Genomic DNA, 25,994 nt, shown 5'->3' with positions numbered 1-25,994 from the left:
GCGCGGCTTTCCGCGCTTCAAACTGCCGATCGAGCTCCTCGAGGTGCCGGCGCGCCGCCTCATGTTCTTCGGGCGTCGACTTTTTCCAGTCCGACCTAACCGTAACCACCTGGTAGTCGGGAAACAGTTCGTCGATGATCTCCTCAAACGACGCCATCTTCCTTGCTCCCTCTCGCCACGATCCTCAGCGAACCGTCGGGCAACGGCCGCTGTAGCCCCGCTGCTTCAGCCCATGGCGCTGTCATCCATGCCTCGCGCTCGGCGTCCGTCGTCAGGATGACGGGCATGGCCTTGGGGTGGATCGGCGCCACCTCGGCGTTAGGCTCACTCGTGAGGAAGGCGAACAAGTCAGCCGTGACCTCGCCCTCTGCCTTTTTGCGGGTGGAGGCCCAGGCGCGCACGTGAATGCCGGCAAAGAACGCCAGAGGCCGGCGATCGTCGATTGCGAACCAAACGACTTCCTTCCTACCGTCAGCCAAGGTTTCGTATTCCGAAAAACTGGTGAAAGGCACGAGGCACCGATTGACCTCTCCCAGCCAGCGGCGCCAGTGCGGACTTGCGACATTGCGCACGTTGGTCACGCCTGGATCCGTGCTGCGACCCTTGAGTGCGAACTGGGGCGAGGGGAGCCCCCATCGTGCCATAGCCAGTTCTCGACCTTCGCCGGTGTTGCGTACGATCGGCGCCGCGTAGTCCGGGAAGATGCCGGGCTGGGGAGGCAGATTGCCAATCTCCGGCGTGGTGCGCCAAGCCCGCGCCAGGTCGATGATCGCCTGCCGGTTGCTGGTGTGGCTGTAGAGATTGCACATGCTCCCGTCCGCGATCATCTGCTCTTGGGTATAGGTGAGCGGTTCAGACTTCGGTGTCCAGCGGAACCAGATCTTGTGGCCGCGATCTTTCGGATCCATTCGGTAGCCATCGAAGGCCGCCCGGAACATGGCGGCATGATCTGCACGGGCGAAGCAATAGACCACATGCCATTCGTCGCGCCACACCACCGAATGCCTGCGCGGCGCGACCTTGAGCTCATGATAGGTGCAGAACTGTCCTGTTCCGGGGCCTTGTGCCAGTGAAGCCGGAATGCAGACCTGGTGCGGGAAATCGCGGTCGATCATCCCGGTGGTGAGCTCGCCTTTGCGTCGGGACATACGAATCTCCTTCCCGGCCATAGGGTGTTCTTGAAACGTTCCTACGACAAGGCTGCCGCACGAAACGCAACCGTCGGGCCTGCCGGCCATTCCTTGGCGATGAAGATTGCGACGTTCAACATCAATGGCATCAACCGCCGGCTGGACAATCTGCTCGCCTGGCTCAAGGCGGCCGAGCCGGACGTCGTTTGCCTGCAGGAGTTGAAGGCGCGCCATGAGCAGTTCCCAGCCGCAGCAATCGAGGCGGCAGGCTATGGCGCGGTGTGGGTCGGTGAGCCGCGTTGGAATGGTGTCGCTATACTGGCACGAGACGCAGAGCCTATCGTCACGGCGACGTCGCTTCCGGGCGATCCTGCCGATCGTCACAGCCGGTATATTGAGGCGGCCGTCGGCGGTGTTCTGATCGCGTCGCTCTATGCTCCAAACGGCAATCCGCGACCCGGGCCCAAGTACGATTACAAGCTGGCATGGACCGAGCGGCTGATCTCGAGGGCCGCCGAGCTGGAGGCAATGAAGGTTCCAGTGGTGCTGGCCGGCGACTTCAACATCGTGCCAGAGCCGAGGGACATTTACCCGACCCGTTCCTATGACGAGAACGCTCTCGTGCAGCCCGAGAGCAGGGCCCTCTATCAGCGCCTGCTCGATCAAGGGTGGGCTGACGCGCTGCGCAAGAAGCATCCACGCGAGACCATCTACACATTCTGGGATTACATGCGGCAGCGCTGGGAACGGGATGCGGGACTGCGCCTCGACCATCTACTGCTGAGCAAGCAGGTGGCCCGTCGCCTGGTCTCGGCCGATGTCGATCGGGACGTCCGTGGCATGCCGGGCGCCAGCGATCATGCGCCCGCCTGGGTAACGGTCCGGTCACGGGAGTGATCTGCTCTGCGACGGGACACCGATCCAGCCTTGCGCGATAAAGTCTCTTCGCGCAGTCGCTCAGCGCCCTAGGCTGCTGCGCTCCCGGATTTCCAAAGCCTCGCCTGGGTGATCATCGATATCTTTCTTGACGCACGCCTAGGACCACCACCTTATCGATCAACACTCGATGGGGGATCTCGATGCGCATTTTTATTTCGGTGGTCGTTGCGACAGTGCTTGCCAGTACAGTGGTTGCACAGGCTCATGGCGGCGGTTGCCGAAAGAGTTCACCGCAGGGCCAGTGCTGTCACATGGACAACAAGGCTGGCTACGTGCACTGCCACTAGGATTACCGACCCTTGATCTTCTGCCATTTGCTCAGAATGGGGGCCTGGTTGGGCCTCATCCTCGGCCTGTTTCAAACGGCCTTGGGCTTTGCCTTCGCTCTTGAGTTTATCCCGATGGAGCTGATGGGGCGCTACAGCATCGCCAGCACCACGGGCGAAGCCATTAATCGAGGCATGCTTGTAGCTGGGATCGCCGTCGCCGCAGGGGCGATCTCTGAGATCGGCTTGGCCCTCGGAAGAGCAGGGCAATAAGCGCCAGCCCAAGGGAATCTGTGACAATCGAAATCTAAGGAGGACAAGATGGGAGATGGCGAAGACGATGAAGACCCTTGGCGCTATCCTCAAAAGGATCGCACCGCTCTAGGCTGGCACGTTAGCCAAACGGCACTCGGATTTCTGGATATTGTTTTTCCTGGTCTCGGCTATAGCGCGCAGAAGCTCGCCGAACGGACGATCCCTGACCCTTTGCTGAAACGCCAGATTGAATTTTACCAGCGCTTGGCAGAGGGATTGAAAGACCTCGAGGGCCGCTTTGAGGCCGCGGCTCCGACGCGGCTAGTCGAAAGCGAAGAGTTTATCTCTGCCATAATCGAGACCACGCCGTTGGCCATCAAAACGCATCGCGAAACCAAGCGTGCCGCCTTTGCGAACACGGTGCTAAATACCGCCGCGGGGTTTAAACTCGACGATGCTGTGCGCGGCCGCTTTTTAGCTACTCTGGACCAGTTCTCTGTCGGGCACATCGACGTCCTGAAACTTCTGTCAGACCCTATGTCCAGACCCTCCGTTCAGCGCGCTTATCAGTCCTTCTATATGGGTGCTCCTAAGGGCCTTTACGCTGAGGAATTTGCCACCATGGGACTGGCGGGCGACGCGCTCGAGTTCATTCTGGGTGACTTGCAGACTAACGGTTTTGCCCAAGGAAGCCTGAATGCCATGATGACGAAGCAGGGCGTGGGCCAAAAGATGACGACCGCTCTCGGCGACGCCTTTCTGCGCTTCATCACCCAACCTGTCCCGCCGTCCAATTAATGCCCTGCGCGATACGCCGAGCACAGTAGGGGCCTTAGGACGCGGCGACATAGCGCCGAAGCAGCACGGCCAAGCTTATATCTTCGCCCAGCGACGCGATTTCGCGCAAAGCGCTCCACGTTTTTTCGCGGTCGCACCTGACGTAGCCTCTGGCTATGAGCGAAAAGCATTTCCGCAGCATCGGGCCCTCTGACACCCACTCAACCGCCTCGGAGCACAGGCGGCAAATGCTGCTGCACTACCTCCGGCTGGCCGGAGAAGGAGAGGATGTCGCGTTCAACCTCTCGACGGCCCTATGCGTCTTGCACGAGATATTGAAATGCCGAGCCTTGCCTTCGCTGGGGACCGAGGACCGGGATCGGCTGATCGACGCTATAGAGGCGGCCCAGCCCGAAATTCTGTCGCTGTTTCCCCGATCGGCGGAACGGGCACTCGCGCTTCGCGGGCTTGAGGCCACGCAGGGATTGATTTCCCACTGGGCCGAAACCCCGATGGAGCGGGCCCGATACTCTGCGGAGATACGGGCTGACATGCTGGCGCTGAGCCGTCACCTTCGCAACGCTGCGCACAATCTTTGCTTGTTGGCAGAAGTAAGCGCGAGAGCTGAATTCTACCAGCGGAACACCTTGCATGCCTATGCAACGAGAGGTGCCGCATGACTTCTGCACCAGCCAATGCCGTCCATGACAATGCCATGCCTGATCAGCCTGCCCCGGCAACCAACGCGCGGCTATTTGAAACGGCAGCGCGAGAGTTGGCTAGCGCCCACCTACACCCGCCAGGACTGGACCACGTGCAACGGGCGCTCTACCTTATCGGCTATGCAGCCGAGTTCGAAGGCTATCACCTCGATAGCCAAACTGCCGGGCAGATGCGGCAATGGCTCTTCGATCTCGCGCCCTTGGTCGCATCGGACGTCGCCGGCTCGATCGCCACCCTAGATGTCTGCCTTGGGATGGGAAGCGCCGCGGCCCTGCTCTTCCCGGCCGTCGACGAATGTGGTCCCGACCGCATCAGCTACACAAAGATGCTCGCCGCCCAATTATCAATTCTCCTGCACCGCCGGCAGCTGCTTCAGCGCGGAGAACCGCTGCTGCGCGCCCTCACACTCGGCCAGATCTGGCGAGCAGCCGACGCGGCGCCCCACGCCTATCACTGAGAGGTCATCATGCCCATTCGAAGCTCGCGTTATTACAACGACCCCAATATCGGGCAGGCCTTTTCCAATCTCGCTGCAGCCTTCGCACCGCCAAGCGGAAGCGATCTCGCCGGCTATGCGACGGCCAATGCCAAACGGGAAGAGGCTGCGCGACTTTCGGAACTCTACAGTGCTGCAGGATCCACCAATTTCGACCAGGCAAAATTCGATCGGCGAGCAATGGCTGCTGGCCTCTGGAATCCCACACAGAGCTTATATGCCCAGGACCAGAACAACGCCACGACCCGCTATGGCTTGGACACGCAAGCCGGCACGTCGCGCGCCAACAACGCGGCCGACAATGAGCGCGCCCTGATCGAGGCCGCCATGCAGGGCGCCATGGCGCCGGTCTCGCAGGATGCTCTTCGGCCCGGCTTCAACCCGCAGGACTGGGGCGTCGCGGGCCCGGTGGTTCCGGAGTTTGCGGGGCCGCGCTCGCCGCTCAGCGAGACCGAGTGGACGGCCGCCCAGAACGAGCGCCTGCGCCAGGGCGGACAGTTCACCGACGACATGATGCTCGACACCATCATGGGTCAGCGTGCGCCCGTGGAGGCTATCGGCGCCAACGGGCAGCCGCAGTTCATGTCGCCCGGCGCAGCGGTGCGCTCCGGCGCGCAGCCGGCGCCCAAGGGCGGGGAAAGTTCTGCCGCCCAGGACCGCATCGCGCGCCTGAAAGCAGACTTCCTTGGCACCGGCGCCTTCGCGGATCCGCGGCAAGCCGAAAGCGTCGCGATCGGCATCGTGGACGGCAGGCTGCGAGCGGACCGGCATCCGGTCACCGGCGAAGTGCAAGTGGTCGACATGGCAACGGGCCGGCCGGTGCCGCGAGGATCCATCAACGCTGCGCCGGATGGATCAGAAACGACCTCTATCGACCCGGGCGGTCCCGCCTCGCGCTTCCCTGCGGCCGATCAGTCCTTCGGTCTCTCGGGCGCCCTTACGGGCCTGGTCAACCGCGCGACTGACGTTGCGGGGTTCGGACCTGCTTATCCTGCGGTTCAGCAGACCCAGTCCGGCTTTGCGGTGCTGCGCGAGACGCTGCTCAACGACATCGGCACCGCCTACAACCGGCAGCCGCCTTCGTGGCTGCTGCGGCAGATCCAGGACCTCACTCCCGATGCGGGCAACCCGCTTGAAGGCCCGGGAGCGGCACAGAGCAAGCTCACGGCTCTAGACCAGCATCTTGGCAGCGAACTGCAGCTGACAGAGCAGGCGCTTCAGCGGGACCTGTCACCCACCAATCGCCAGGAACTCGAGGCTCGTAGGGCCGGCCTGCAGGCGAGCATCGGCAGGATCCAGGGGGCGCTCACCTCCTTCTCACGCAACACTGGTGCGGGCCCTGGCGCGCCGGCTGGCGCCGCTCAGGAGCCTCCACGCGTAGGATCCGATGCGGATTACGAGGCGCTCCCCAGCGGCACCACGTTTCGTGACCCCGAAGGCAATTTGCGAAGGAAGCCATGATGCCCTGGCGCGACGCACCACTCCTGGAGAACGGGCCCGCGACGGCCGATGGCTGGCGATCGGCGCCAATGGTCGAGCCGGCCGCCGCAGCTGCAGCCGCAGACGCTTCGCGGCGCCCTGCCCCTGCGCCGGGAACAGCGGCAAGACCCGGCCCGATGCAACTGGTCAATGAAGGCGTGGCCGGGGGCATCGGCAGTCCAGTCGACTTGGTCGCGACGATCATGAACGCCGGCATCGGCGGTATCAATTCCCTGACGGGTGCGGGCCTTCCAACGATCTCGGAACCCATCGGAGGAGCAGCCAGTATCGAGCGGCTGCTGAACGGCTTGGGCATCAGCACGCTGCCTGAAGGGCAGCAAGCTGAAGGCCTGGCCGAGAATGCCCTGCTGGGTGTTGGCGGCGCAGCAGGCGCACTTCTACCTTTTGTCGGTGGCGCCCGGGTCGCGCAAGGGATTGGGCAGCTCTCCCAGGGCGCCGGTGGCGCAGCCAAGACGTTCGGCGATGCCATCGTGGCTCCCTTCATCCAAGCGCCCGTGCGTGCCATCGGCAGCGAGCTGGCCGCCGGTGCCGGCGCTGCCGTCGGCGCGGATGCGGCAGAGAACGTTGCTCCGGATAATCCCGTCGCGCCAATGATCGGCGCGCTCGCCGGAGGCTTGGCGGCCGGAGCCGGCCCGTTCGCTGTCGCTGAAGCCGCCAAGCGTGTGCCTGTTGTCAGCGCAGCCACGCGGTTCGTGCAAAGCGAGATTGCACCCTTCACTCATGCTGGTGCGATGGAGCGGGCACGTTCCCGCATGGGCGATCTCGTTGAAGATCCTGCCGCGGCAGTGGCAGGCCTCAACGCGCCGACCATCTCCGAACTCTCGCCGGCCGTGGCCACCGGTGAGCGCCGCCTGATGTCCCTCGAGCAAGTTGTCCGCGACACGGACCCGACAGTCGACCTCATCATGCGCAACGATGAGGCCGAAAGTGGTCGCGTCTTGCGAGAGGCACTTCGGGAGCCTGCAGCCGGCGGCAGCGCCGGTACCGCTCGCGACTATATGGGCTCTGCGCTTGACCAGAACATCGAAGGGGTTGGCCAAGCACTCGACGCCGCCCTGGGCCGACCCTTGGGCGTGGACCGAACTTCAACTGCCCTGCGCGAAGCTAGTGCGCCCACGCGATCGAGCGCTTATGACGCGGCATATGCTGAGCCCATCGATTACTCAGCGCAGCCCGGGCGCGACCTGGAGATGCTGATCGGGCGCGTGGAGCAGGCCGCACCGGGCACGATCGCTTTGGCGAACCGCATGATGGCGGGCGAAGGTGTGCAGTCCTCCCAGATCATGGCTCGCATCTCCGACACCGGCGCTGTCACCTTCGAGCGCATGCCGGACACGAGGCAGATCGACTACATCACGCGAGCGCTCAACCACATGGCCCGATCGGGAGATGGCCAAGGCGCTCTTGGCGGACAAACCGACGTCGGCCGGATCATGGGCAACCTGTCGGGGCAGATCCGCGGTGCATTGCGTGCTGCCAATCCCGCCTATGCCGAAGCGCTGGAGACGGCGGCCACGCCGATCCGTCAGCGTGAGGCGCTTCTGCTTGGGCAGGAACTCCTCAATCCGGCCATGCACCGCGACCGCGCCCAAGCGATGCTCGACGAGATGACCGGGCCCGAACTGGCCTTTGTGCGGCAGGGTGTCCGGTCTAGCCTAGACGAGGCGCTGGCCAATGTCCGCGCCACCCTTGCAACCCCTGACGTTGGAACGGCGCAGGCTCAGCAGGCACTGCGGAAGCTGTCGGCGCCGGCCGTCCGGGAGAAGATTGGCCTGCTGTTGCCGCCCGAGCAGGCCGGCATTCTCTTCCAGCGGATCGACGAAGCGGCTTCCATGCTCGACGCGCGCCGATCGGGGCCAGCTCTTTTCGCGAATGCGAGGCCGAATGAAGAGATCCGCTCCATCCTCAACGCCCCCAACCCTGAGGCTGCGACTGATCAGCTTCTTGCCCACGCCGCCCGCGATCCCTCCGGCGGTGCCGTGGCCGGCCTGAAGAGCGCGCTCATTGATGAGCTCATGACCCGGGCCCGCAGCGGCTCTTTCGACGACACGGGCGAGCCTGTCCTGTCGGGGCGCGCCTTGCAGAACGCGCTCAACGAACGGCAGATGGTGGGCGTCGCAAATCGCCTGCTGAGCGCTGAGGAGCGCTCGCGCCTGTCGCAGATCATCAATGAGCTCTCTCGGCTTGAGACTGCCCGCGGTCGGCTACCCAACATCGGGGCGGTAATGGAGGGCGAGCCGAACCCCGTCATCAGTCTGATGGCGCGCGCCGTCGCTGCGCGAATGGGCGCCCACGCGGGCAAGGGCGCGAGTGGCGCATCTCTGCTGACCGCGCACTTCGCTTCCCAGCGGATGCGGCGGATCCTCGAAAATCTGACGCTCGACCGCGCCGAAGTGCTGATCCGGCAGGCTGTGACTGGGGACCGGGAACTTTTTGAGGCGTTACTGACCCCGGCGCACAAGATCACGCCCAAACAGGAAAGCCGCCTTGCCCGGGTCCTCACCCGAACCGCTATAGGCGCGACCGGTGGAGCTGTGGCAGCCGACCAAGACGACGATCTCCGGTTGGAGGAAATCATCATGGGCCGGTAGACGCCCCAGGTTGCGCTTCCAGGTCGCTCAAGACGAACCGCGCACAGCCTGCTTTATTGCCTCCGCCCTTCGTCGCTTCTCTTCCGGATTGCGCTCGCCACCCCGCCTAGCCGATCGAAGATAAGCATCGAGATCCTGTCGCCATATCCTAACGGGTCTGCCGACAAGATAGCGAAGTGCACCGGAAAACCGGAGACGCTTAACCGTCGAAGTAGAGCACCGTAGGATCTCTGCGACTTCGCGCTCAAGGAGCAACCAGCTATTTTCCATTCTCGCGCTTCTTTTTTTCCCGAAGGAGGGCAACCTCACTGCGCCTCGCGGCGCCCTGCATCCACATGCGAAAGTTTAAATAGCGGCGACTGCCAGCGATTTCTTGAGGCGATACAACTTTGCCGGCCTTCCAATCCTCCTCATAATGAGCCAGGTCTTCTTCCGCAAAAAGGCGTCTTCGCCCCAGTTGGTAGTAAGGAATAATCCCCTCTCCTGTTAGTCTATTCAGAACGCTTTCTTTGCAGTTTAGGTATCTGCACGCTTCCTTCGACGTCAACAACATGATCGTTCCTCCGGACCACGAATGTCGTTCGCCTCGCTCGCGTCTGTCAATCGGGGTGTTGTCGGCCGCGATTTTCAACAAAATTCTGACAAATCGAACGACCGACATTGCGTCAGACAGATTTCGCCTCTCGGCGGTCACCACGTGTACACTGCAAGAGGCGAGGGTGACCCAAGGCGCACTATTATTTTGAGGAGAAACAAACGATAATGCGTGGCACTTAGACTAAAGTCCGCCAGGCAAGAGCTAACGCGCCATCTTTTTCGATAGCGTGAGTAGAAGCGCGTCGGCGCCGGCAATCAAGGGCTGCCGGGGATTTGACCTGCAGAATTCGAGCACTGGGGCCAAGCTTTCCAACATGCCGACCCCCTGGAGGCTATAGTAAGGCTTGCCATCCACGATCTGCGCAACATTGAGGCCGGACACGAAACCAATGACGAAGCCATGCGCGGCTATCTGAACGTCGGTTTCGCCGACATTTTGTATGAAGTCTGCGCAGGCCCAGGTGCCGATTCCAGACATTTGGTCCGACATTTGGGCATGCGCAGCCTCCGCAGAAGCGAATGCGAGAACAGCTAAATATGCCACAACGTGCCACAGCAGGTCATTCAGGCGCGCAAACTTGCGCACTTTTGCGCGCGTCGAGCGATTGTCCGGTGCCACCATACAACGCGCAAAATCGGCTCGATTCGAACTAATTTCTTGCCGCATTGGTGCCCCTCCTTCGCGCGACCACTGATCGAGGCGCGAACGCCAATGTGGGACGTGAGTGTGGGACCGCCTGCGCCCACGACGCAGACAGAGCCAACGCGTTGAAAATAAAGGAAAAAATGGTGGGTGCGACAGGGATTGAACCTGTGACCCCTGCCGTGTGAAGGCAGTGCTCTCCCGCTGAGCTACGCACCCGTACCGGCGAACCGGATCATGTCTGCCGGGCTTTCCGGCGCTCCCCCGATGCGGATCAAGGGAGGGAATGGTGGGCGTGACAAGGATCGAACTTGTGACCCCTACGATGTCAACGTAGTGCTCTCCCGCTGAGCTACACGCCCCATTTCCAATCTGCACCGCAAGCGACGCCGACGCGCCGCATAGACCACAAAACCCCGGCAGCGGTCAAGTGCCCCGAACGGGCATTTGCCGATGCAGTCAGGCCGCCGCCAGTATGCGCTCGACCTCACCCACGAGATCGCGCAGATGGAAGGGCTTGGAGAGTACCGCTGCGTCGCGCGGCGCCTCGTTGTCGGGGTTGAGGGCCACTGCGGCAAAGCCGGTGATGAACATCACCTTGAGGTCCGGATCGAGCTCGGTGGCCCGCCGGGCCAGCTCGATGCCATCCATTTCCGGCATCACGATATCGGAAAGCAGCAGGGAAAAAGGCTCCTCGCGCAGGCGCTCATAGGCGGATCGGCCATTGTCGAACGAGATGACATCATAGCCGGCATTCTTGAGCGCACGCGTCAGGAACTGGCGCATGTCATTGTCGTCTTCGGCGAGCAGGATTCGCTTCATCGCAAGCCTCGGGAGAGTCGTCACCCCGGATCAATACAAAGAGATGCTTAATCTAAGTTTACCGCTTGGCAACCATGCGGGGCCGGCTGTCGCATCCCCCTGCCGTGACTGGACAAAGCAGCACCGCCTCGGCACATTGGCGCCAAAAGAGGAGATCAGCCCTTGTTTTCGGACTTCCGGGACAGGCCGGCATTCGAGACGATACGGCCGCGACGGCTCGCGACGCCGCTGGTTTTCAACTCCGCCCATTCCGGACGCGACTATCCCGAACGCTTCCTTGCCATGACCCGGCTCGATGCCCTGTCGATTCGCCAGTCCGAGGATGCCTTTGTCGACGCGCTCTTCGCCCGCGCCCCGCATGTCGGCGCCCCGCTGCTCAGGGCACATTTTCCCCGCGCCTATCTCGACGTCAACCGCGAGCCCTGGGAACTCGACCCGGCCATGTTCGCCGATGCCCTGCCCGAGCGCGCCAATGTCGGTAGCCCGCGGGTGGCGGCGGGCCTTGGCACGATCGCAAAGCTCGTCGCCGAGAACAAGCCGATCTATCGCGAGCCCCTGCTGTTCGAGGATGCGCGGACGCGGATCGAAGGCATCTACCAGCCCTATCACACGACGCTGCAACGGCTTTTGAGCGAGGCCTCCGCCAGCTTCGGCATCGCCGTGCTCATCGACTGCCACTCGATGCCGCGGCTGCATCGGCAGGGCGATCGGCTGGCCCCGGACGTGGTGCTGGGTGACCGCTACGGCACCACCTGCGCCCCGGCGCTGGTCGACTTCGTCGAAACCGCCTTTACCGCCGCCGGGCTGCGCGTGGCCCGCAACAGGCCTTATGCGGGCGGTTTCATCACCCGCACCTATGGCCGGCCCGGCCATGGGCTGCATGCGCTGCAGATCGAGATCAGCCGGCATCTCTACATGAACGAGGTGACACTCGAGCCCCATCAGGGCTTTCCGGCGACGCGCGTGCTGATGGAGCGGCTGATCCTGGCGCTGGCCGGCATGGATCTCCAGGCCATCTGCCGGCCCACCGAACCGATGAAGGCCGCGGCGGAATAGCGCCCGCCATCCCCTGCCCCCGCAAAGAAAACGGGCCGCGCGAGCGGCCCGAGTCAAGGGAGGAAACGATGGAAGCGCACGGCCGCGAAACACCTTGGGGGCGCGGCGGCCGGATGTGCACTCGCCCATCCATCATGCCCATAAAGCGTTGAACCGATTTGACGCGAGGGACAAGCCGCTCTTAACCAGTTCCGGGATAGAAGGGCCTCGTGGGGCCAGCGCTGTTGCATAAATGATTCATGCGGCGGACAGGGCCGAAGAACCGGGCCAGACCGATGACACCGCATTTTCCCGATGGGCTCGACGCCGACCGCGTGCTCAGGACGCTTCTTGCCGCCGCCGAGGCCGCTGCCGAGCTGACGCTTTCGCGCTTTCGCACCCCGCTCGCTGTCGAGAACAAATTTGCCATCGGCTTCGACCCGGTGACCGAGGCCGACCTGATGGCCGAAACCGCCATCCGCAAGGTGATCGAGGAAGCCTTTCCCGACCACGGCATCACGGGCGAGGAATGGGACCCCAAGGCGGCCGACAGCGCCTTTGAGTGGATCATCGACCCTATCGATGGCACGCGAGCCTATATCTCGGGCGTACCGGTGTGGGGCACGCTCATCGGCCTCACCCATCGCGGCCGCGCCGTGGCCGGGCTGATGGCCCAGCCGTTTACCGGTGAAAGCTGGATCGGCATGCCGGGTGAAACCCACTACGTACATCGCGATACCAACGCGGTGGCGCGCACAAGCGGGGTGGATAAACTGGCCAAGGCCAAGCTCTCGACGACTACACCCGAGCTCTTCAGCAACGGGCTCGCCGATGTCTGGACCGCGGTGCGCAACGCGGCGCTTCAGTGCCGCTACGGGCTCGACTGCTACGCTTATTGCCTGCTGGCCAGCGGCCATATCGACCTCGTGGTCGAGGCGGGACTCAAGAATGTCGACATCGCGCCGCTCATCCCCATCATCGAGAATGCCGGTGGCATCGTCACCAACTGGCAGGGCGGCCCGGCCGAAACCGGCGGCAACTGCATCGCCGCCGCCACACCGGCGCTGCATGCCGAAACCCTCGCGCTCATTCGCCGCCACGGCGGCTGAGATCAGCGCGACTGCGTGGTGATGAAGGCGTCGAACGCCGCCAGCACCTGCGCCCTTATCGCATCGGCCTCCATGAACAGCTCGTGCCGGGCCGCCGGCACCAGCACGTGCCGGCCGGTGCGCATCCTGAGGCCCAGCCGCTCGGTGGTGACCGTCGAGACCACGCTGTCGCGCGCCGCAGCCAGCATCAGGGTGGGGATCTTCACCGCGACGGGGAAGCTGTCGGTGCCCGCCTGATCCATCGCATGCATCGCCGCCGCCACCCAGCGCACCGCCGGCCGCCCGATGGCCAGCCCCGGCTCGGCCTCGAGCACCTTTACGCTGCGCATGTAGCGGCGAAAGTCCGAGGTCAGCGGATTATTGGCAAAGGCGCGCTCGGAGGGCGGCCGCTCGCTCCGTCGCCCCACCGGCAGCTGGCCGGCCCCGAAAAAGCAGAGCGCATCGGCAAGCCTTGCGGTACCCCGCAGCGATAGCCTCTGGCGATCGAGCCCGAGCATGGGAGCCGAAAGGAACAGCCGATCGAACATCATGCGGTCGCGCACCGCTGCATGCAGGGCCACGAGCCCACCCATGGAATGACCCACTGCATAATAGGGCGGCGGGGTATCGGGCAGCAGCACCGAGCGGTGGAAGCTCTTGAGATCGACCCAGTAATCCTCGAACCGATCGACATAGCCGAGCAGCGGATTGCGCGCGAGGCGCTGCGAACCGCCCTGTCCGCGCCAGTCGAAGGTGGCGACGGCAAAGCCGCGCTTGCGGAAATCGGCGATGGTCTCGAAGTATTTCTCGATGAACTCGGTGCGCCCGTGCAGCAGGCAGATGGTGCCCCGATGCGGCCCATCCGAGCGCAGCCAATAGGCATAGCGCAGGGCAACGCCATCCTCGGCGGCGAACCGGCCGACCCGCGCGCCCTCGGGCACCGGATTGTCCGGGTGGCTGACAAGGCTTGGCGGAAGGGCAGTGTCGGTCATGAGGACATCCAGGCCGGAAAGCCGGCTTTCGTCAGCCGCTCCCTCAAGCGTCTAATGCCTTTTTGCCTAAAAGTGAAAAGCCTTTGCCGATGAAAGCAGAAAAGGCCGGCGCCATGGGCAACCGGCCTTTTCCTGGGGGCCCCGGTGCGGGGGGCGGGTGACTGGGGTCCCCCCGAGTGCATCGCTGCAGCAGACAGTGTGCACAGTTCTGTTGGTAACAAAGCCGCGATGAACCCCGCTTGATGGCCCCATTCATTTCCCGTTCAGCGATGCGGCCCCTTGAACCGCAAAAGGCCGATCCTAAATCATGGCTGTCCGCCGGGCATAACCGGGGACCGACGCGGCCGATGCGCTTGCCACCTCACGGGAGCGCGAAAAGGCCTTAGCGCCGCAACACGTTGCTCAATGGAGAATGTGACATGCAGACCTTCGATTTTTCCCCCTTCTATCGCTCCACCGTCGGCTTTGATCGGCTGTTCAACCGTCTCGACGGGCTGGTCGGGCAGGAAGCCAAGACCTATCCGCCCTACAATATCGAGCGCCTGGGCGAGAACGCCTATCGCATCTCGGTGGCCGTTGCCGGCTTTGCCAGCGACGAGATCGTCATCGAGAGCAAGGAGAACAGCCTCGTGATCAAGGGTGCCAAGGCGCCCGAGGCCGACGACAAGGCCCGTGAATTCCTCCATCGCGGCATTGCCGAGCGCGCCTTCGAGCTGCGCTTCCAGCTGGCCGACTATGTCGAGGCGACCGGCGCCAACCTCGAGAACGGGCTGCTCCATCTCGAGCTCAAGCGCGAGCTGCCCGACAGCAAGAAGGCCCGCCAGATCGCCATCGGCACCGGCGGCAACGGGGCGACCAAAACCATCGAGGACAAGACGGTCAACTGACCGGACAGAGCCTCAAGTCCATCAGGGACTGATCGAAGCGCAGGTCGAAAGGCCTGCGCTTTTTTGCATGCGGACGCGCCGGCAGGGCGTGGCCCATCCGGGTTTGGGAAAGGTTGGGCGGCCCGGCGAGGCGGTTCGCCTCGAAGCGGGTGGTCCGCAGTTGGGTGAGACTTGCGCCTCGCCGGGTGTTCGGGATTTTTGGCTGGGTCGGGATGCGAACGGGGCGTTTGGGCTATGTCCCCGGGTCCCGGGAGTGTTGAGCTCCCGTCCTGGCCTTGGCCCTCTGGCCATACACATCATCGACGGCCTGCAGGCCCGCGACCGGCCCCGCACCCGCATCCCACCCCGATCGTTCGTCGCGACACCGCCCGGGTGGGAGATGGGGGGCATTATGGGGGTGGTAGGTGGGGGCGGGGATAAGTTCGATGCGTTCACGCTCCTGCCGGAGAGCTGTCATGGTGAGGAGCGCCAAAGGCGCGTCTTGAACCATGGGCGCCCTTCACCTCTCCCTTGGGGGAGAGGTCGGCGCGGAGCGCCGGGTGAGGGGGCCTTGCGATCTCGCAAGCGGCAAGGCCCCCTCACCCTCACGCCATTCGAGCATAGCTCTCATGGCCTTCTCCCCTCAAATCGCTCCCCCGGAGCGATTTGAGGGGAGAAGCCTCCGAAGGGAGAGGGGACGCAGGAGCCGAGGCATATGGGATGAAGGCGGGACGGGATGTTCGGTGTGCCCGGCCCTCGTCCTTCGAGACGCCCCTGCGGGGCTCCTCAGGATGAGGACCTCTGTGAAGTGTACGAGAGACCTCACTGGATCCCGACTTTCGTAGGGATGACGAGGCAGCGGATTTCGCCGCAGCCTCTGTACTTCCCTTACCGCGGCAGTTCGGTTTTGCCCATCAGGTGGAGGTCGACGGCGCGGGCGGCCTGGCGGCCTTCGCGGATGGCCCAGACGACGAGGCTCTGGCCGCGCCGCATGTCGCCGCAGGAGAAGAGCTTTTCGCGGCTGGTCTTGTAGGAGAGCGTATCGGCAAAGACATTGCCGCGCTTGTCGAGCTCGACGCCCGAGGCCTTGACCATGCCATCCTGAACAGGGCCGACAAAGCCCATGGCGAGCAGCACCAGATCGGCCTTGAGGACGAATTCGGTGCCCGGGATGGGCTGGAACTTCTCATCGGCGCGGGCGCAGTGCAGGGCCTTGACCTTGCCGTCCTCGCCCTCGAAACGCACGGTGGCCACGGCAAAATCGCGGACCACGCCCTCTTCCTGGCTCGAGGAGGTGCGCATCTTCATCGGCCAATTTGGCCAGGTCAGGCCCTTGTTTTCCTTCTCGGGCGGGGCCGGCATGATCTCGATCTGCGTGACCGAGAGGGCGCCCTGGCGATTGGAGGTACCGATGCAGTCCGAGCCCGTATCGCCGCCCCCGATGACCACCACATGCTTGCCGCCGGCAAGGATGGGACTGGCATTGTCGAGATTTTCCTCGGTGATGCGGCGGTTCTGCTGGCCGAGGAAATCCATGGCGAAATGGATGCCTTCGAGCTCGCGGCCGGGAATGGGCAGGTCGCGCGGCTTTTCGGCGCCACCGGCCATCACCACAGCGTCATGGCTTTCGGCAAGCTCGTCGATGCTGACATCGTGTCCGACATTGACGCCGGTATGGAGCACGACGCCCTCGGCAACCATCTGCTCGACACGCCGATCGATCAGGCGCTTGTCGAGCTTGAAATTGGGAATGCCGTAGCGCATCAGCCCGCCGATGCCGTCGGCCTTCTCGTAAAGATGCACCTCATGGCCTGCGCGTGCCAGCTGCTGGGCGCAGGCCATGCCGGCCGGGCCCGAGCCGATGACGGCGACGCGCTTGCCCGTGCGCACCGGGTTGAGATGCGGGGTGATCCAGCCCTCTTCCCAGCCCTTGTCGACGATCGCGCATTCGATGGTCTTGATGGTGACCGGGGTATCGGGGATGTTGAGCGTGCACGAGGCCTCGCACGGGGCGGGGCAGATGCGGCCGGTGAATTCGGGGAAATTGTTGGTGGAGTGAAGGTTCTTGAGCGCCTTCAGCCAGTCGCCGCGATAGACGAGGTCGTTCCAGTCCGGGATCTGGTTGTTCACCGGGCAGCCATTGTGGCAGTAGGGCACGCCGCAATCCATGCAGCGGGCCGCCTGCTCGCGGGTGCCGGCATCGCCCAGGGGGATGACGAACTCTTCGTAATGGCGGACGCGGTCGGCCGCCGGCGCGTATTTGCGGTCGCGCCGGTCGATCTCGAGGAAACCTGTGATCTTGCCCATTGGTTGTTCTCCCCTTACTCGGCGGCGACGTGCTGTTCGGCCGACTGCTGCGCTTCCATCTCGGCGAGGGCGCGGCGGTATTCCACCGGCATCACCTTGCGGAACTTGGGCAACCAGGCCTCCCAGTTCTCGAGGATCTCGGCAGCGCGCCGCGACCCGGTGAAACGCTTGTGGCGCAGGATGAGGCTGTAGAGCCGTTCCACATCGCGCTTGCCCAGATCCGAGAGGATCTCGACGACGCCCTTGGTCTGCAGGTCGCCGGTCTGGTGGAACTCGCGCTCGCGCAGCTCCTCCTCCTCGACCACCGGCTCGAGCGCCACCATCGACATGTTGCAGCGGCTCTCGAAGCTCTCGTCCTCGTCGAGCACATAGGCCACGCCGCCCGACATGCCGGCGGCGAAGTTGCGCCCGGTGCGCCCGAGCACCACGACGACGCCGCCCGTCATGTATTCGCAACCATGATCGCCGGTGCCCTCGACGACGGCGATGGCACCCGAATTGCGGACCGCGAAGCGCTCGCCGGCCACGCCGCGGAAATAGCATTCCCCGGTGATGGCGCCGTAAAGCGCGGTGTTGCCGACAATGATCGCATCCTCGGGCACAAAGCCCGCATTGTCGGCGGGGCGCACGACGAGCCGGCCGCCCGATAGGCCCTTGCCGACATAGTCGTTGGCTTCGCCCACGAGATCGATCGAGATGCCCTTGGTGACCCAGGCCCCGAAGCTCTGCCCCGCCGTGCCCGAGAGCGAGATGGCGATGGTATCCTCGGGCAGGCCGGCATGGCCGTAGCGCTTGGCCACTTCGCCGCCCAGCATGGCACCGGCCGAGCGGTTGACGCTGGCGATGGTGGTTTCGATGTGCACCGGGGTGCCATTTTCGAGCGCCGGCATCGCCTCGGCGATCAGCTTGCGATCGAGGATGTCCACGATGGGATGATCCTGCGTCTCGCAGTGATATATGGCGACGCCTTCATCGGCCTCGGGCTTGTGGAAGAGGCGCGAGAAATCGAGCCCCCTGCCCTTCCAGTGGTCGACCACGGCGCGCTTGTCGAGCATCTGCATCTGCCCGACCATTTCCTTGACGCGGCGATAGCCCATCGCGGCCATCAGCTCGCGCACTTCCTCGGCGACGAAGAACAGGTAGTTGATGACATGCTCGGGCTTGCCGGTGAAGCGCTTGCGCAGCACCGGGTCCTGCGTGGCGATGCCCACAGGGCAGGTGTTGAGATGGCACTTGCGCATCATGACGCAGCCCGCCGCGATCAGCGGAGCGGTGGCCATGCCGAACTCGTCGGCACCCAGAAGCGCGCCGATGACGATGTCGCGCCCGGTGCGCAGGCCGCCATCGACCTGCACGGCGATGCGGCCGCGCAGCTTGTTGCCCACCAGCGTCTGGTGGGTTTCGGCAAGCCCGATCTCCCATGGGGAACCAGCATGCTTGAGCGAAGTCAGCGGGGACGCGCCCGTGCCGCCCTCATAGCCCGAGATGGTGACATGGTCGGCCCGCGCCTTGGAGACGCCGGCGGCAACCGTGCCCACCCCGACCTCGGAGACGAGCTTGACCGACACCTGGCCGGTGGGGTTGACGTTCTTGAGGTCGAAGATCAGCTGGGCCAGATCCTCGATCGAATAGATGTCGTGGTGCGGCGGGGGCGAGATGAGCCCGACGCCCGGGGTGGAATGGCGCACCTTGGCGATGACCGCATCGACCTTGTGGCCGGGCAGCTGGCCGCCCTCGCCGGGCTTGGCGCCCTGGGCCATCTTGATCTGGATCATGTCGGAATTGACCAGATATTCCGTGGTCACGCCGAACCGGCCCGAGGCCACCTGCTTGATGGCCGAGCGCATGGAATCGCCATTGGGCAGCGGCTGGAAGCGATCGGGCTCCTCGCCACCCTCGCCGGTATTGGACTTGCCGCCGATGCGGTTCATCGCAATCGCCAGGGTGGTGTGCGCCTCGCGGCTGATCGAGCCGAAGCTCATCGCGCCGGTGGAGAAGCGCTTGACGATCTCGGAGGCCGGCTCGACCTCCTCGAGCGGCACGGGCGTGCGGCCATCTTCCTCGGCACTCCGGATGCGGAAGAGCGAGCGGATGGTGAGGTGCTTCTGGTCGTCTTCGTTGATGAGCCTGGAGAACTCCCGATACTTGTCGGGCAGGTTGCCGCGCGCCGCGTGCTGCAGGCTCGCAACGGTCTCGGAGCGCCACACATGGGCCTCCCCGCGCTGGCGGAAGGCATAATCCCCGCCCACATCGAGCGAATCCTCGAGCACCGGGGAATTACCGAAGGCCTCGGCATGGCGCCGCACCGTCTCCTCGGCGATCTCCTTGAGGCCGGCGCCCTCGATGGTGGTGGCGGTGCCGGTGAAGTAGCGGTTGACGAACTCGGTGGTGAGCCCCACCGCATCGAAGATCTGCGCGCCGCAATAGGACTGGTAGGTCGAAATCCCCATCTTGGCGGTGACCTTGAGGATGCCCTTGCCGATCGCCTTGATGTAGCGATAGACGAGCTCGTGCTCATCGACCTCGGGGGGGAGATAGTCTTCCTTCATCGCGAGCAGCGTCTCGAAGGCGAGATAGGGGTTGATGGCTTCGGCGCCATAGCCGGCCAGCGCGCAGAAATGATGGATTTCGCGGGCTTCGCCGGTCTCGACCACAAGGCCCACCGACGTGCGCAGGCCCTTGCGGATGAGGTGGTGATGCACGCCGGCAGTGGCCAGCAGCGCCGGAATGGCGATGCGGTCGGGCCCGATGGCACGATCGGAGAGGATGATGATGTTGGTGCCCGCATGCACGGCCATCTCGGCATCCGAGAACAGCTCGTCGAGCGCGCGCTTCATGCCCTCGGCGCCCGAGGCGGCCGGATAGGTGATGTCCAGCGTCTTGGACTGGAAGGGATTGTCTTCCATGCCGCCAATGGCGCGGATCTTTTCGAGATCCTCATTGGTCAGGATGGGCTGGCGCACTTCGAGGCGCTTGCGGTTGCCCGAGCCTTCGAGATCGAGCAGGTTCGGCCGCGGCCCGATGAACGAGACGAGGCTCATCACCAGCTCCTCGCGGATCGAATCGATCGGCGGATTGGTGACCTGCGCGAAGTTCTGCTTGAAATAGGTGTAGAGCAGCTTGGACTTGTCCGAGAGCGCCGAGATCGGCGTGTCGGTGCCCATCGAGCCCACGGCCTCCTGGCCGGTTGCGGCCATGGGGGTGAGCAGGAGCTTCAGGTCTTCCTGCGTGTAGCCAAAGGCCTGCTGCCGGTCGAGCAGCGGCACGGGGCTGTCCTTGGGCTCATAGGCCACAGGGGGCAGGTCCTCGAGCACGATCTGGGTGCGGGCCAGCCACTTGCGATAGGGATGGGCCTTGGCGAGCTCGGCCTTGATCTCGTCGTCGGAAACGATGCGGCCCTGCTCGAGATCGATCAGCAGCATCTTGCCCGGCTGCAGGCGCCACTTGCGCTTGATGCGATCCTGCGGGATGGGCAGCACGCCGGCTTCGGAGGCCATGATGACCTCGTCGTCCGCCGTCTCGATATAGCGGGCCGGACGCAGGCCGTTGCGGTCGAGCGTGGCGCCGATCTGCTTGCCATCGGAAAAACACATGGCGGCGGGGCCGTCCCACGGCTCCATCAGCGCGGCGTGATATTCGTAGAAGGCGCGCCGGTCCTCATCCATCAGCGGATTGCCGGCCCAGGCCTCCGGGATCAGCATCATAGCGGCATGGGGCAGCGAATAGCCGCCGCGCAGCAGGAATTCGAGCGCGTTGTCAAAGCACGCCGTATCGGACTGGCCCTCGTAGGAAATCGGCCACAGCTTGGCGATATCGGCGCCATAGAGCTTGGAGGTGACGCTGGCCTGCCGGGCCGCCATCCAGTTGACGTTGCCGCGCACCGTGTTGATCTCGCCATTGTGCGAGACGAAGCGATAGGGGTGGGCCAGCCGCCAGGAGGGGAAGGTGTTGGTCGAAAAGCGCTGGTGCACGAGCGCCAGGGCGGATTCGAAATCGGGATCGTGCAGGTCGCGATAATAGGCGCCGAGCTGGGCGGCAAGGAACATGCCCTTGTAGACCAGCGTGCGGCAGCTCATCGACACGACGTAGAAATCGGTCGGCTCGCCGGCATAGGCCGAATAGATCTTGGACGAGATGACCTTGCGCAGGATGTAGAGCTTGCGCTCGAAGGCATCGGCGTCGGCGATGTCGGAACCGCGCCCGATGATCACCTGGCGATGGAACGGCTCGGTCGCGGCGATCTCGGGCGCCTTGGAGAGCGAGGAATTGTCCGAGGGCACATCGCGCCAGCCCAGCACGATCTGGCCTTCATCGGCGATGGCACGCTCGACGACGCGCTCCATCTTGGCGCGCAGGGCGGCGTCCTGCGGCATGAAGATGAAGCCGACGGCATATTCGCCCTGCCCCGGCAGATCGATGTCCAGCCGCGCCGCTTCCTTGCGGAAGAAGCGGTCGGGGATCTGCACCATGATGCCGGCGCCGTCCCCCATCAGCGGATCGGCACCAACGGCGCCGCGATGCTCGAGATTTTCGAGAATGGCGAGGCCGTTCTGGACGATCTTGTGGCTGGGGCTGTTCTTGAGGTTGACGATGAAGCCGACGCCGCAGGCATCGTGCTCGCGATTGGGATCGAACAGCCCGGCAGCCACGGGACGGGTGAATTTGCGAGTGGCCGACGCGGTTGCCAGGGGTTGGATTTCGCCCATCCGATCATCAGTCATGTCGCTCGTCCTCGATTATGCGCCGTTTTCAAGCCGGCCGCGTTCAGTCTAATCCCTTCTCGGCACGCCGTCGTCCGGGTCGTACACAAGGGGTACGGCTCGACACAAAAGCGCAATCCGAATTCCTGGAGAGCGGCTCTGCATCCAAATGGCCGCCCATTTGGGACCCAAGGTCCCCGTCGCTCCGTTTCCGCTCACGACAAGCGGGCCAGCCGGCGCAACGTTCGGGGCGCTCCGGGGAGACCGGGCACCCTCATAATTGGACAACAATGTTGTCCTATGTGGTCTACATTGTCATACTTCTAAACAGGGGGCAAGCGGTGCCGACCACTTTTTGAACCCCGCGATAGGAAAATTCCAACTCACAATAGGAGAGTATAGGATTCCCCCGCCGGTTCCGTGACCCGGAACAGCTCAGCCCGCCGCCGGCACGCGCTGCGGACGGCCGATGGCGCTGTAACGCCAGCCTCTGGCGGCCAGATCATCAGGATCGTAGAGGTTGCGCCCATCGATGATGATGCGCCCGGCCATGCGGGTTTCCATCGCGCCGAAATCCGGGACGCGAAACTCCTGCCACTCGGTGACGAGGCAGAGCGCATCGGCGCCATCGAGCGCTTCCTGGGCATCGAAGGTGATGACGAGGTCGGCCCGCTCGCCATAGAGCGCCCGCGTCGCCGTCCCCGCCGCCGGGTCATAGGCGCGCACTGTTCCGCCAGCCGCGAGCACAGCATCGATGAGCCTGAGGCTGGGCGCTTCGCGCATGTCATCGGTATTGGGCTTGAAGGCGAGCCCCCACACCGCGATGGTGCGCCCCCTGATCGCTTCGGCGCCGCCCAGGGCTGTGGCGAGCTTTTCGAACATCACGTGCTTTTGCCGATCATTGACCGCCTCGACGGCCGCAACGAGCGGCATCTCATAGCCCGTGACCTCGCCGGAGCGCCGCAGCGCCCGCACATCCTTGGGAAAGCACGAGCCGCCAAAGCCGGCGCCCGGATAGATGAAGTGGTAGCCGATACGCGGATCGGCGCCGATGCCGAGCCGCACCGCCTCGATATCGGCGCCGAGCCTGTCGGCAAGCCCCGCCATCTCGTTCATGAAGCTGATCTTGGTCGCGAGCATCGCATTGGCGGCATATTTGGTGAGTTCGGCCGAGCGCCGGTCCATCACCATCAGCCGATCATGATTGCGGTTGAAGGGCTGGTAGAGGGTGCGCATCAGCGCCGTGGCGCGCTCGGAGGCGGCGCCCACGATGATGCGGTCGGGCTTCATGAAATCGCCCACCGCCGCGCCCTCCTTGAGGAATTCGGGGTTGGAGACGACGCTGACGGCGTCGTCGCCCCATTCCGCTCCGCCGCGAGCGGAAAGGACGGCACGCATGCGCGCCTCGACGAGATCGCCCGTGCCCACCGGCACGGTGGATTTGGTGACGACGGTGACAGGCCGCGTCATGTGGGTGGCGATGGCTTCGCCCACCGCCAGCACATGGCCAAGATCGGCGTCGCCATTTTCAGCCGGGGGGGTGCCCACCGCGATCATCACCAGATCCGAATGCGCAACCGCATCGGCGGCCGAAAGCGTGAAGCCGAGGCGGCCGGCGGCAAGATTACGCCGCACGAGCGGTTCGAGGCCCGGCTCGAAGATCGGGATGCGCCCGGCCTTCAGGGCGTCGACGCGCGCCGGATCGACGTCGCAGACGAGCACGTCATGGCCCACTTCGGCAAGGCAGGCGCCGGTGACGAGCCCGACATAGCCGGCCCCGAAAATGGTCAGTTTCATACGCAACAGTCCTCAGCCAGGGGCGGCACCTGCCCGGTTCGCCGCAACATTGACCCAGGCGCCGGGAAAAAAGCCGCGTGCATCCACCGGCCAGTTGTCGCCGGGGGGAATGGTCGGCCGCGTGCCCTCGCAGCTCCAGGTGCCGTTGGGGGCAAGCAGATTGCGAGTGCCGGGCCGGCGCGAGCAGAATTCGAGCATTTCATTGAGCGAGGGCGTCATGGCGCAGGCGACCCGGTCATAGGAGCCACAGGCCATCACCGCGCCATCGAGGCACCGCCAGCGCACGCGATCGGGCGAGGCCGAGGGCGGCGCGCCGATGGCGGTGGCCACCACCGGCGGCACGAGCGGCCCGGAATAGCGGTGATCGGGGAAATCGACCGTGCCCACCGTGCGGCAATAGGCAAAGACATCAGTCGTCGCGGCGGCGACGGGAATGGCGGTGGGCTGTGCGACGGCGGTCTGCTGGCGCGCGCCCGCCGGGGCGGGACCGGACGGGGTGGGTGCGGCCGGCGTGGTGGCGACGGCTACGGCCGTGCCGGTCTGCCAGGGCAGAGGACGGGCTTCGAGCACATAGTCGCGATAGACGAAATAGCCCACCGACCCCGCGACCAAGAGCACCAGCACGGTGTTGAGGGCAACAAAGAAGACGAGGGCACCGCCGGCCCGGGCCGGCCTGTCGCCATCGTCGGGGACCGGCACGCCCCGGTCGCGGCGCATGAAGGGCGGGCCTTCGGGCTCGGGTGGCTTGCGGCCCAGGATGGCGAGAATGGCGCCGAAGGCCGAAAGGCCCATGGGGATGAGCGTCGCAAGGCCGGGGCCGCCCGCCCCGCCAAGCGAGCCGATGGCGAACCAGCCCGCGCCGGCCGTCGCCAGCAGCAGGGCGGCGCCATAGCCGCTCGCGAGCGCAAGAAAGCCGCCGAGCACCGCCAGCACCGGCACGCCGAACCAGATGGCGCGCGCGGCCATCTGCTCGGTGCCATCGGGCTGCCACAGGGCGAGGAAAGGCGACAGCTGGTCACCCAGCACGAGCCCGACATAGAGCCAGACCCCGGCCGCCAAAAGGCCGCTCAGCAAGGCAAGGATACGCAAAGTCCTACTCCCCCAAGATGGTAGGATCGCTAACCCGGATGCCGAGCAATATCATCTGAGGCCGCGATGGCAAGCGCCTCCCGCAAACGGGGGCGGCGGGGGACCGCTCAGTTCGCCGCTTCGGCGGTTTCGGCGACCGGTTCGCGCCCCACGCCGAAGGCGTCGGCACGCCCCACGGGGGCCAGCACCAGCATGTCGAGATCGAACCCCGCACCCGGCTCGGGCGCGGCGGCCAGGGTCAAGAGCTCGCTGGCGCGGCGCGGCGCGGCGGTGAGGGAAATGACGGCACCCGCCACTTCGAGCAGGCGGATCTGGCCCAGCCCCTGGAAGGGCGGGCGCAGCATGGCCTGCGCCTCGGTACCGGCGAGCACGTCGGCGACCTCGATCGAGACCCCGCCCCCGCCGCGATAAAAAAGCTTGATCGCCTGGTCGAGATAGAAGGCCACCTTGTCGGCGCCCGCGGCGGAGAGATGGATGCCGTCATCCTTGCGCATCCGCACCCGGTTGCCGTTGAGATCGGGGCCGAAGGCGGTGTAGCGATTGTCCTCGCTGACGAAGCGCTCGTAGATGTCGACGAATTCGGCGCCACTGGCCACGGCCGCGAGGCGATGGATGGAGCTGATCTCGCTCATCGCCTGGGCATAGCTGGGCTGCTCCATCGGCGGCAGACCGACCCAGATCACCGGCTTGCGGGCGGCGCGAAAGAGGTCGAGCACCGCCTGGGCGCGCTCCTGATAGGCCTTGGCCCATTCGGGGGTGAGCGGACGGGCGGCCTCGCCGTCGACGGTGAGGTTCTGCCGATCGTTGATGCCGATGGTGAAGATCGCGAGATCGAAGCTGTCCTTTGCGATGGCGTCGCGGATGGCGCCCGGCCAGTCGAAATAATCGGCGCGCACGAGGCCGGACGAGCCGACGCCCTGGTCGAGCACGACCAGATTGGGGTCCTCGGCAAAGAGCCGCTCGAGCGCCTTGGCAAGGTCGACCGCCATGGAATCGCCGAACACCGCGAGCCGGGTGGCGCCCTCGGCTTTTTCCACCGTCGGCTTGGGCGGCGGCAGGGCAGCGGGGGCGCTGGCGCGGCGGGGCGCCTGCTGTTGCTGCTGGCGCTGCTGCTGTTGCTGCTGCTGGACCTGCTGCTGTTGCTGCTGCTCGCGCCCGCCGAACAGCATGTCCATGAGCGTGCGCCGGCGCGGCGGCTGGGCCTGCTGGGGCTGTTGCTGCTGCTGGCGCCCGAAGAGCTGGGCGACCTCGATGCGGTCGCCATAACCGGGCTGGGCGAGGGCGGGCTGGGCCATGGCCGGGCCGAGATCTGCCATCACCATGCCCGCAAGGGCGAGCAGCACGAGGAGGCCAGCGATGAGTTTGCGCGCGGTCATGGCGA

General features: G+C 64.8%; 21 protein-coding genes and 2 tRNA genes. 10 read left to right on the top strand and 13 right to left on the bottom strand.

Features of this window, described 5'->3' with window-relative positions; genetic code table 11:
* Nucleotides 1-143: 143 nt before the first annotated feature.
* Nucleotides 144-809, bottom strand: coding sequence for an SOS response-associated peptidase (locus BT183_RS19065; RefSeq protein ID WP_072346965.1), 666 nt, complete (start codon nt 807-809; stop codon nt 144-146).
* A gap of 438 nt (nt 810-1,247) precedes the next feature.
* Here BT183_RS19065 and BT183_RS19060 point away from each other — a divergent pair, with 438 nt between their 5' ends.
* The 7 genes from BT183_RS19060 (at nt 1,248) to BT183_RS19030 (ending at nt 8,677) form a co-directional block, all read left to right on the top strand.
* Nucleotides 1,248-2,027 (top strand): exodeoxyribonuclease III, encoded by a 780-nt coding sequence (locus BT183_RS19060; protein ID WP_072346578.1) that lies wholly within the window; start codon nt 1,248-1,250, stop codon nt 2,025-2,027.
* Between the two features lie 377 nt (nt 2,028-2,404).
* Nucleotides 2,405-2,608, top strand: coding sequence for a hypothetical protein (locus BT183_RS19055; protein ID WP_143145907.1), 204 nt, complete (start codon nt 2,405-2,407; stop codon nt 2,606-2,608).
* Between the two features lie 48 nt (nt 2,609-2,656).
* A complete protein-coding gene (locus BT183_RS19050; protein ID WP_072346574.1) occupies nt 2,657-3,388 on the top strand; it encodes a hypothetical protein in 732 nt (243 codons plus the stop codon).
* Between the two features lie 227 nt (nt 3,389-3,615).
* Nucleotides 3,616-4,047 carry a hypothetical protein gene (locus BT183_RS19045; RefSeq protein ID WP_143145906.1) on the top strand — a complete coding sequence of 144 codons (432 nt, stop codon included), beginning with the start codon at nt 3,616-3,618 and terminating at the stop codon, nt 4,045-4,047.
* Nucleotides 4,044-4,547, top strand: coding sequence for a hypothetical protein (locus BT183_RS19040; RefSeq protein WP_143145905.1), 504 nt, complete (start codon nt 4,044-4,046; stop codon nt 4,545-4,547). The genes BT183_RS19045 and BT183_RS19040 overlap by 4 nt, the downstream gene beginning before the upstream one ends.
* A gap of 9 nt (nt 4,548-4,556) precedes the next feature.
* Nucleotides 4,557-6,047, top strand: coding sequence for a hypothetical protein (locus BT183_RS19035; protein WP_072346568.1), 1,491 nt, complete (start codon nt 4,557-4,559; stop codon nt 6,045-6,047).
* Nucleotides 6,048-6,202: 155 nt separating this feature from the next.
* Nucleotides 6,203-8,677, top strand: coding sequence for a hypothetical protein (locus tag BT183_RS19030; RefSeq protein ID WP_072346566.1), 2,475 nt, complete (start codon nt 6,203-6,205; stop codon nt 8,675-8,677).
* Between the two features lie 27 nt (nt 8,678-8,704).
* On the opposite strand, the gene BT183_RS21300 is transcribed toward BT183_RS19030, so the two are convergent.
* The 6 genes from BT183_RS21300 to cpdR form a co-directional block, all read right to left on the bottom strand.
* On the bottom strand, nt 8,705-8,947 hold the full coding sequence (locus BT183_RS21300) for a helix-turn-helix domain-containing protein (RefSeq protein ID WP_072346564.1): 243 nt from the start codon (nt 8,945-8,947) through the stop codon (nt 8,705-8,707).
* Nucleotides 8,937-9,230, bottom strand: a complete 294-nt coding sequence (locus tag BT183_RS21295) for a helix-turn-helix domain-containing protein (RefSeq protein WP_177282635.1) — start codon at nt 9,228-9,230, stop codon at nt 8,937-8,939. Before BT183_RS21295 ends, BT183_RS21300 begins: the two co-directional genes overlap by 11 nt.
* Before the next feature lie 246 nt (nt 9,231-9,476).
* Complete coding sequence (locus tag BT183_RS19015) at nt 9,477-9,941, bottom strand: hypothetical protein (protein ID WP_143145903.1); 465 nt, start codon at nt 9,939-9,941, stop codon at nt 9,477-9,479.
* A gap of 120 nt (nt 9,942-10,061) precedes the next feature.
* Nucleotides 10,062-10,136 (bottom strand) — tRNA-Val (locus BT183_RS19010).
* Nucleotides 10,137-10,204: 68 nt separating this feature from the next.
* A tRNA-Val gene (locus tag BT183_RS19005) sits at nt 10,205-10,279 on the bottom strand.
* A 97-nt stretch (nt 10,280-10,376) separates the two neighbouring features.
* The gene (cpdR, locus tag BT183_RS19000) at nt 10,377-10,739 is read right to left on the bottom strand and encodes a cell cycle two-component system response regulator CpdR (RefSeq protein WP_072346558.1); all 363 of its coding nucleotides are present in this window, start codon (nt 10,737-10,739) and stop codon (nt 10,377-10,379) included.
* Between the two features lie 162 nt (nt 10,740-10,901).
* Between cpdR and BT183_RS18995 the strand changes: the two genes are divergently transcribed.
* Together BT183_RS18995 and hisN are read left to right on the top strand one after the other, a co-directional pair.
* Entirely contained in the window at nt 10,902-11,795 is an 894-nt protein-coding gene (locus BT183_RS18995) for an N-formylglutamate amidohydrolase (RefSeq protein WP_084603700.1), read from the top strand.
* Between the two features lie 275 nt (nt 11,796-12,070).
* Nucleotides 12,071-12,883, top strand: coding sequence for a histidinol-phosphatase (gene hisN, locus BT183_RS18990; protein WP_084603699.1), 813 nt, complete (start codon nt 12,071-12,073; stop codon nt 12,881-12,883).
* Nucleotides 12,884-12,885: 2 nt separating this feature from the next.
* Here hisN and BT183_RS18985 read toward each other — a convergent pair whose 3' ends face one another.
* Nucleotides 12,886-13,854 (bottom strand): alpha/beta fold hydrolase, encoded by a 969-nt coding sequence (locus BT183_RS18985; protein WP_072346554.1) that lies wholly within the window; start codon nt 13,852-13,854, stop codon nt 12,886-12,888.
* Nucleotides 13,855-14,273: 419 nt separating this feature from the next.
* Here BT183_RS18985 and BT183_RS18980 point away from each other — a divergent pair, with 419 nt between their 5' ends.
* Nucleotides 14,274-14,741 (top strand): Hsp20 family protein, encoded by a 468-nt coding sequence (locus BT183_RS18980; protein ID WP_072346552.1) that lies wholly within the window; start codon nt 14,274-14,276, stop codon nt 14,739-14,741.
* 867 nt (nt 14,742-15,608) lie between these two features.
* Here the strand turns inward: BT183_RS18980 and BT183_RS18975 are convergent.
* The 5 genes from BT183_RS18975 to BT183_RS18955 form a co-directional block, all read right to left on the bottom strand.
* Complete coding sequence (locus BT183_RS18975; protein ID WP_072346551.1) at nt 15,609-17,027, bottom strand: glutamate synthase subunit beta; 1,419 nt, start codon at nt 17,025-17,027, stop codon at nt 15,609-15,611.
* 14 nt (nt 17,028-17,041) lie between these two features.
* Nucleotides 17,042-21,748, bottom strand: coding sequence for a glutamate synthase large subunit (gene gltB, locus BT183_RS18970; RefSeq protein WP_072346549.1), 4,707 nt, complete (start codon nt 21,746-21,748; stop codon nt 17,042-17,044).
* 414 nt (nt 21,749-22,162) lie between these two features.
* Entirely contained in the window at nt 22,163-23,524 is a 1,362-nt protein-coding gene (locus BT183_RS18965) for a UDP-glucose dehydrogenase family protein (protein ID WP_072346547.1), read from the bottom strand.
* Between the two features lie 12 nt (nt 23,525-23,536).
* Nucleotides 23,537-24,613, bottom strand: a complete 1,077-nt coding sequence (locus tag BT183_RS18960) for a hypothetical protein (RefSeq protein WP_143145902.1) — start codon at nt 24,611-24,613, stop codon at nt 23,537-23,539.
* A 107-nt stretch (nt 24,614-24,720) separates the two neighbouring features.
* Complete coding sequence (locus BT183_RS18955) at nt 24,721-25,989, bottom strand: SGNH/GDSL hydrolase family protein (RefSeq protein ID WP_072346543.1); 1,269 nt, start codon at nt 25,987-25,989, stop codon at nt 24,721-24,723.
* Nucleotides 25,990-25,994: the final 5 nt, after the last annotated feature.

This window comes from Devosia enhydra (genome assembly GCF_900119845.1).
In the GTDB taxonomy this organism is placed as follows: Bacteria; Pseudomonadota; Alphaproteobacteria; order Rhizobiales; family Devosiaceae; genus FPKU01.
This window is presented reverse-complemented; position numbering and strand designations above follow the sequence as displayed.

Excerpts from the sequence above, each read along its gene's own strand:
- BT183_RS18955 (WP_072346543.1), bottom strand. The coding sequence starts at position 25,989 with ATGACCGCGCGCAAACTCATCGCTGGCCTCCTCGTGCTGCTCGCCCTT.
- BT183_RS19065 (WP_072346965.1), bottom strand. The coding sequence starts at position 809 with ATGTGCAATCTCTACAGCCACACCAGCAACCGGCAGGCGATCATCGAC.
- BT183_RS19030 (WP_072346566.1), top strand. The coding sequence starts at position 6,203 with ATGCAACTGGTCAATGAAGGCGTGGCCGGGGGCATCGGCAGTCCAGTC.
- gltB (WP_072346549.1), bottom strand. The coding sequence starts at position 21,748 with ATGACTGATGATCGGATGGGCGAAATCCAACCCCTGGCAACCGCGTCG.
- BT183_RS18980 (WP_072346552.1), top strand. The coding sequence starts at position 14,274 with ATGCAGACCTTCGATTTTTCCCCCTTCTATCGCTCCACCGTCGGCTTT.
- BT183_RS18985 (WP_072346554.1), bottom strand. The coding sequence starts at position 13,854 with ATGACCGACACTGCCCTTCCGCCAAGCCTTGTCAGCCACCCGGACAAT.
- BT183_RS19035 (WP_072346568.1), top strand. The coding sequence starts at position 4,557 with ATGCCCATTCGAAGCTCGCGTTATTACAACGACCCCAATATCGGGCAG.
- cpdR (WP_072346558.1), bottom strand. The coding sequence starts at position 10,739 with ATGAAGCGAATCCTGCTCGCCGAAGACGACAATGACATGCGCCAGTTC.
- hisN (WP_084603699.1), top strand. The coding sequence starts at position 12,071 with ATGACACCGCATTTTCCCGATGGGCTCGACGCCGACCGCGTGCTCAGG.
- BT183_RS18965 (WP_072346547.1), bottom strand. The coding sequence starts at position 23,524 with ATGAAACTGACCATTTTCGGGGCCGGCTATGTCGGGCTCGTCACCGGC.
- BT183_RS19060 (WP_072346578.1), top strand. The coding sequence starts at position 1,248 with ATGAAGATTGCGACGTTCAACATCAATGGCATCAACCGCCGGCTGGAC.
- BT183_RS18975 (WP_072346551.1), bottom strand. The coding sequence starts at position 17,027 with ATGGGCAAGATCACAGGTTTCCTCGAGATCGACCGGCGCGACCGCAAA.
- BT183_RS19045 (WP_143145906.1), top strand. The coding sequence starts at position 3,616 with ATGCTGCTGCACTACCTCCGGCTGGCCGGAGAAGGAGAGGATGTCGCG.
- BT183_RS19015 (WP_143145903.1), bottom strand. The coding sequence starts at position 9,941 with ATGCGGCAAGAAATTAGTTCGAATCGAGCCGATTTTGCGCGTTGTATG.
- BT183_RS21295 (WP_177282635.1), bottom strand. The coding sequence starts at position 9,230 with ATGTTGTTGACGTCGAAGGAAGCGTGCAGATACCTAAACTGCAAAGAA.
- BT183_RS19040 (WP_143145905.1), top strand. The coding sequence starts at position 4,044 with ATGACTTCTGCACCAGCCAATGCCGTCCATGACAATGCCATGCCTGAT.
- BT183_RS19050 (WP_072346574.1), top strand. The coding sequence starts at position 2,657 with ATGGGAGATGGCGAAGACGATGAAGACCCTTGGCGCTATCCTCAAAAG.
- BT183_RS21300 (WP_072346564.1), bottom strand. The coding sequence starts at position 8,947 with ATGGAAAATAGCTGGTTGCTCCTTGAGCGCGAAGTCGCAGAGATCCTA.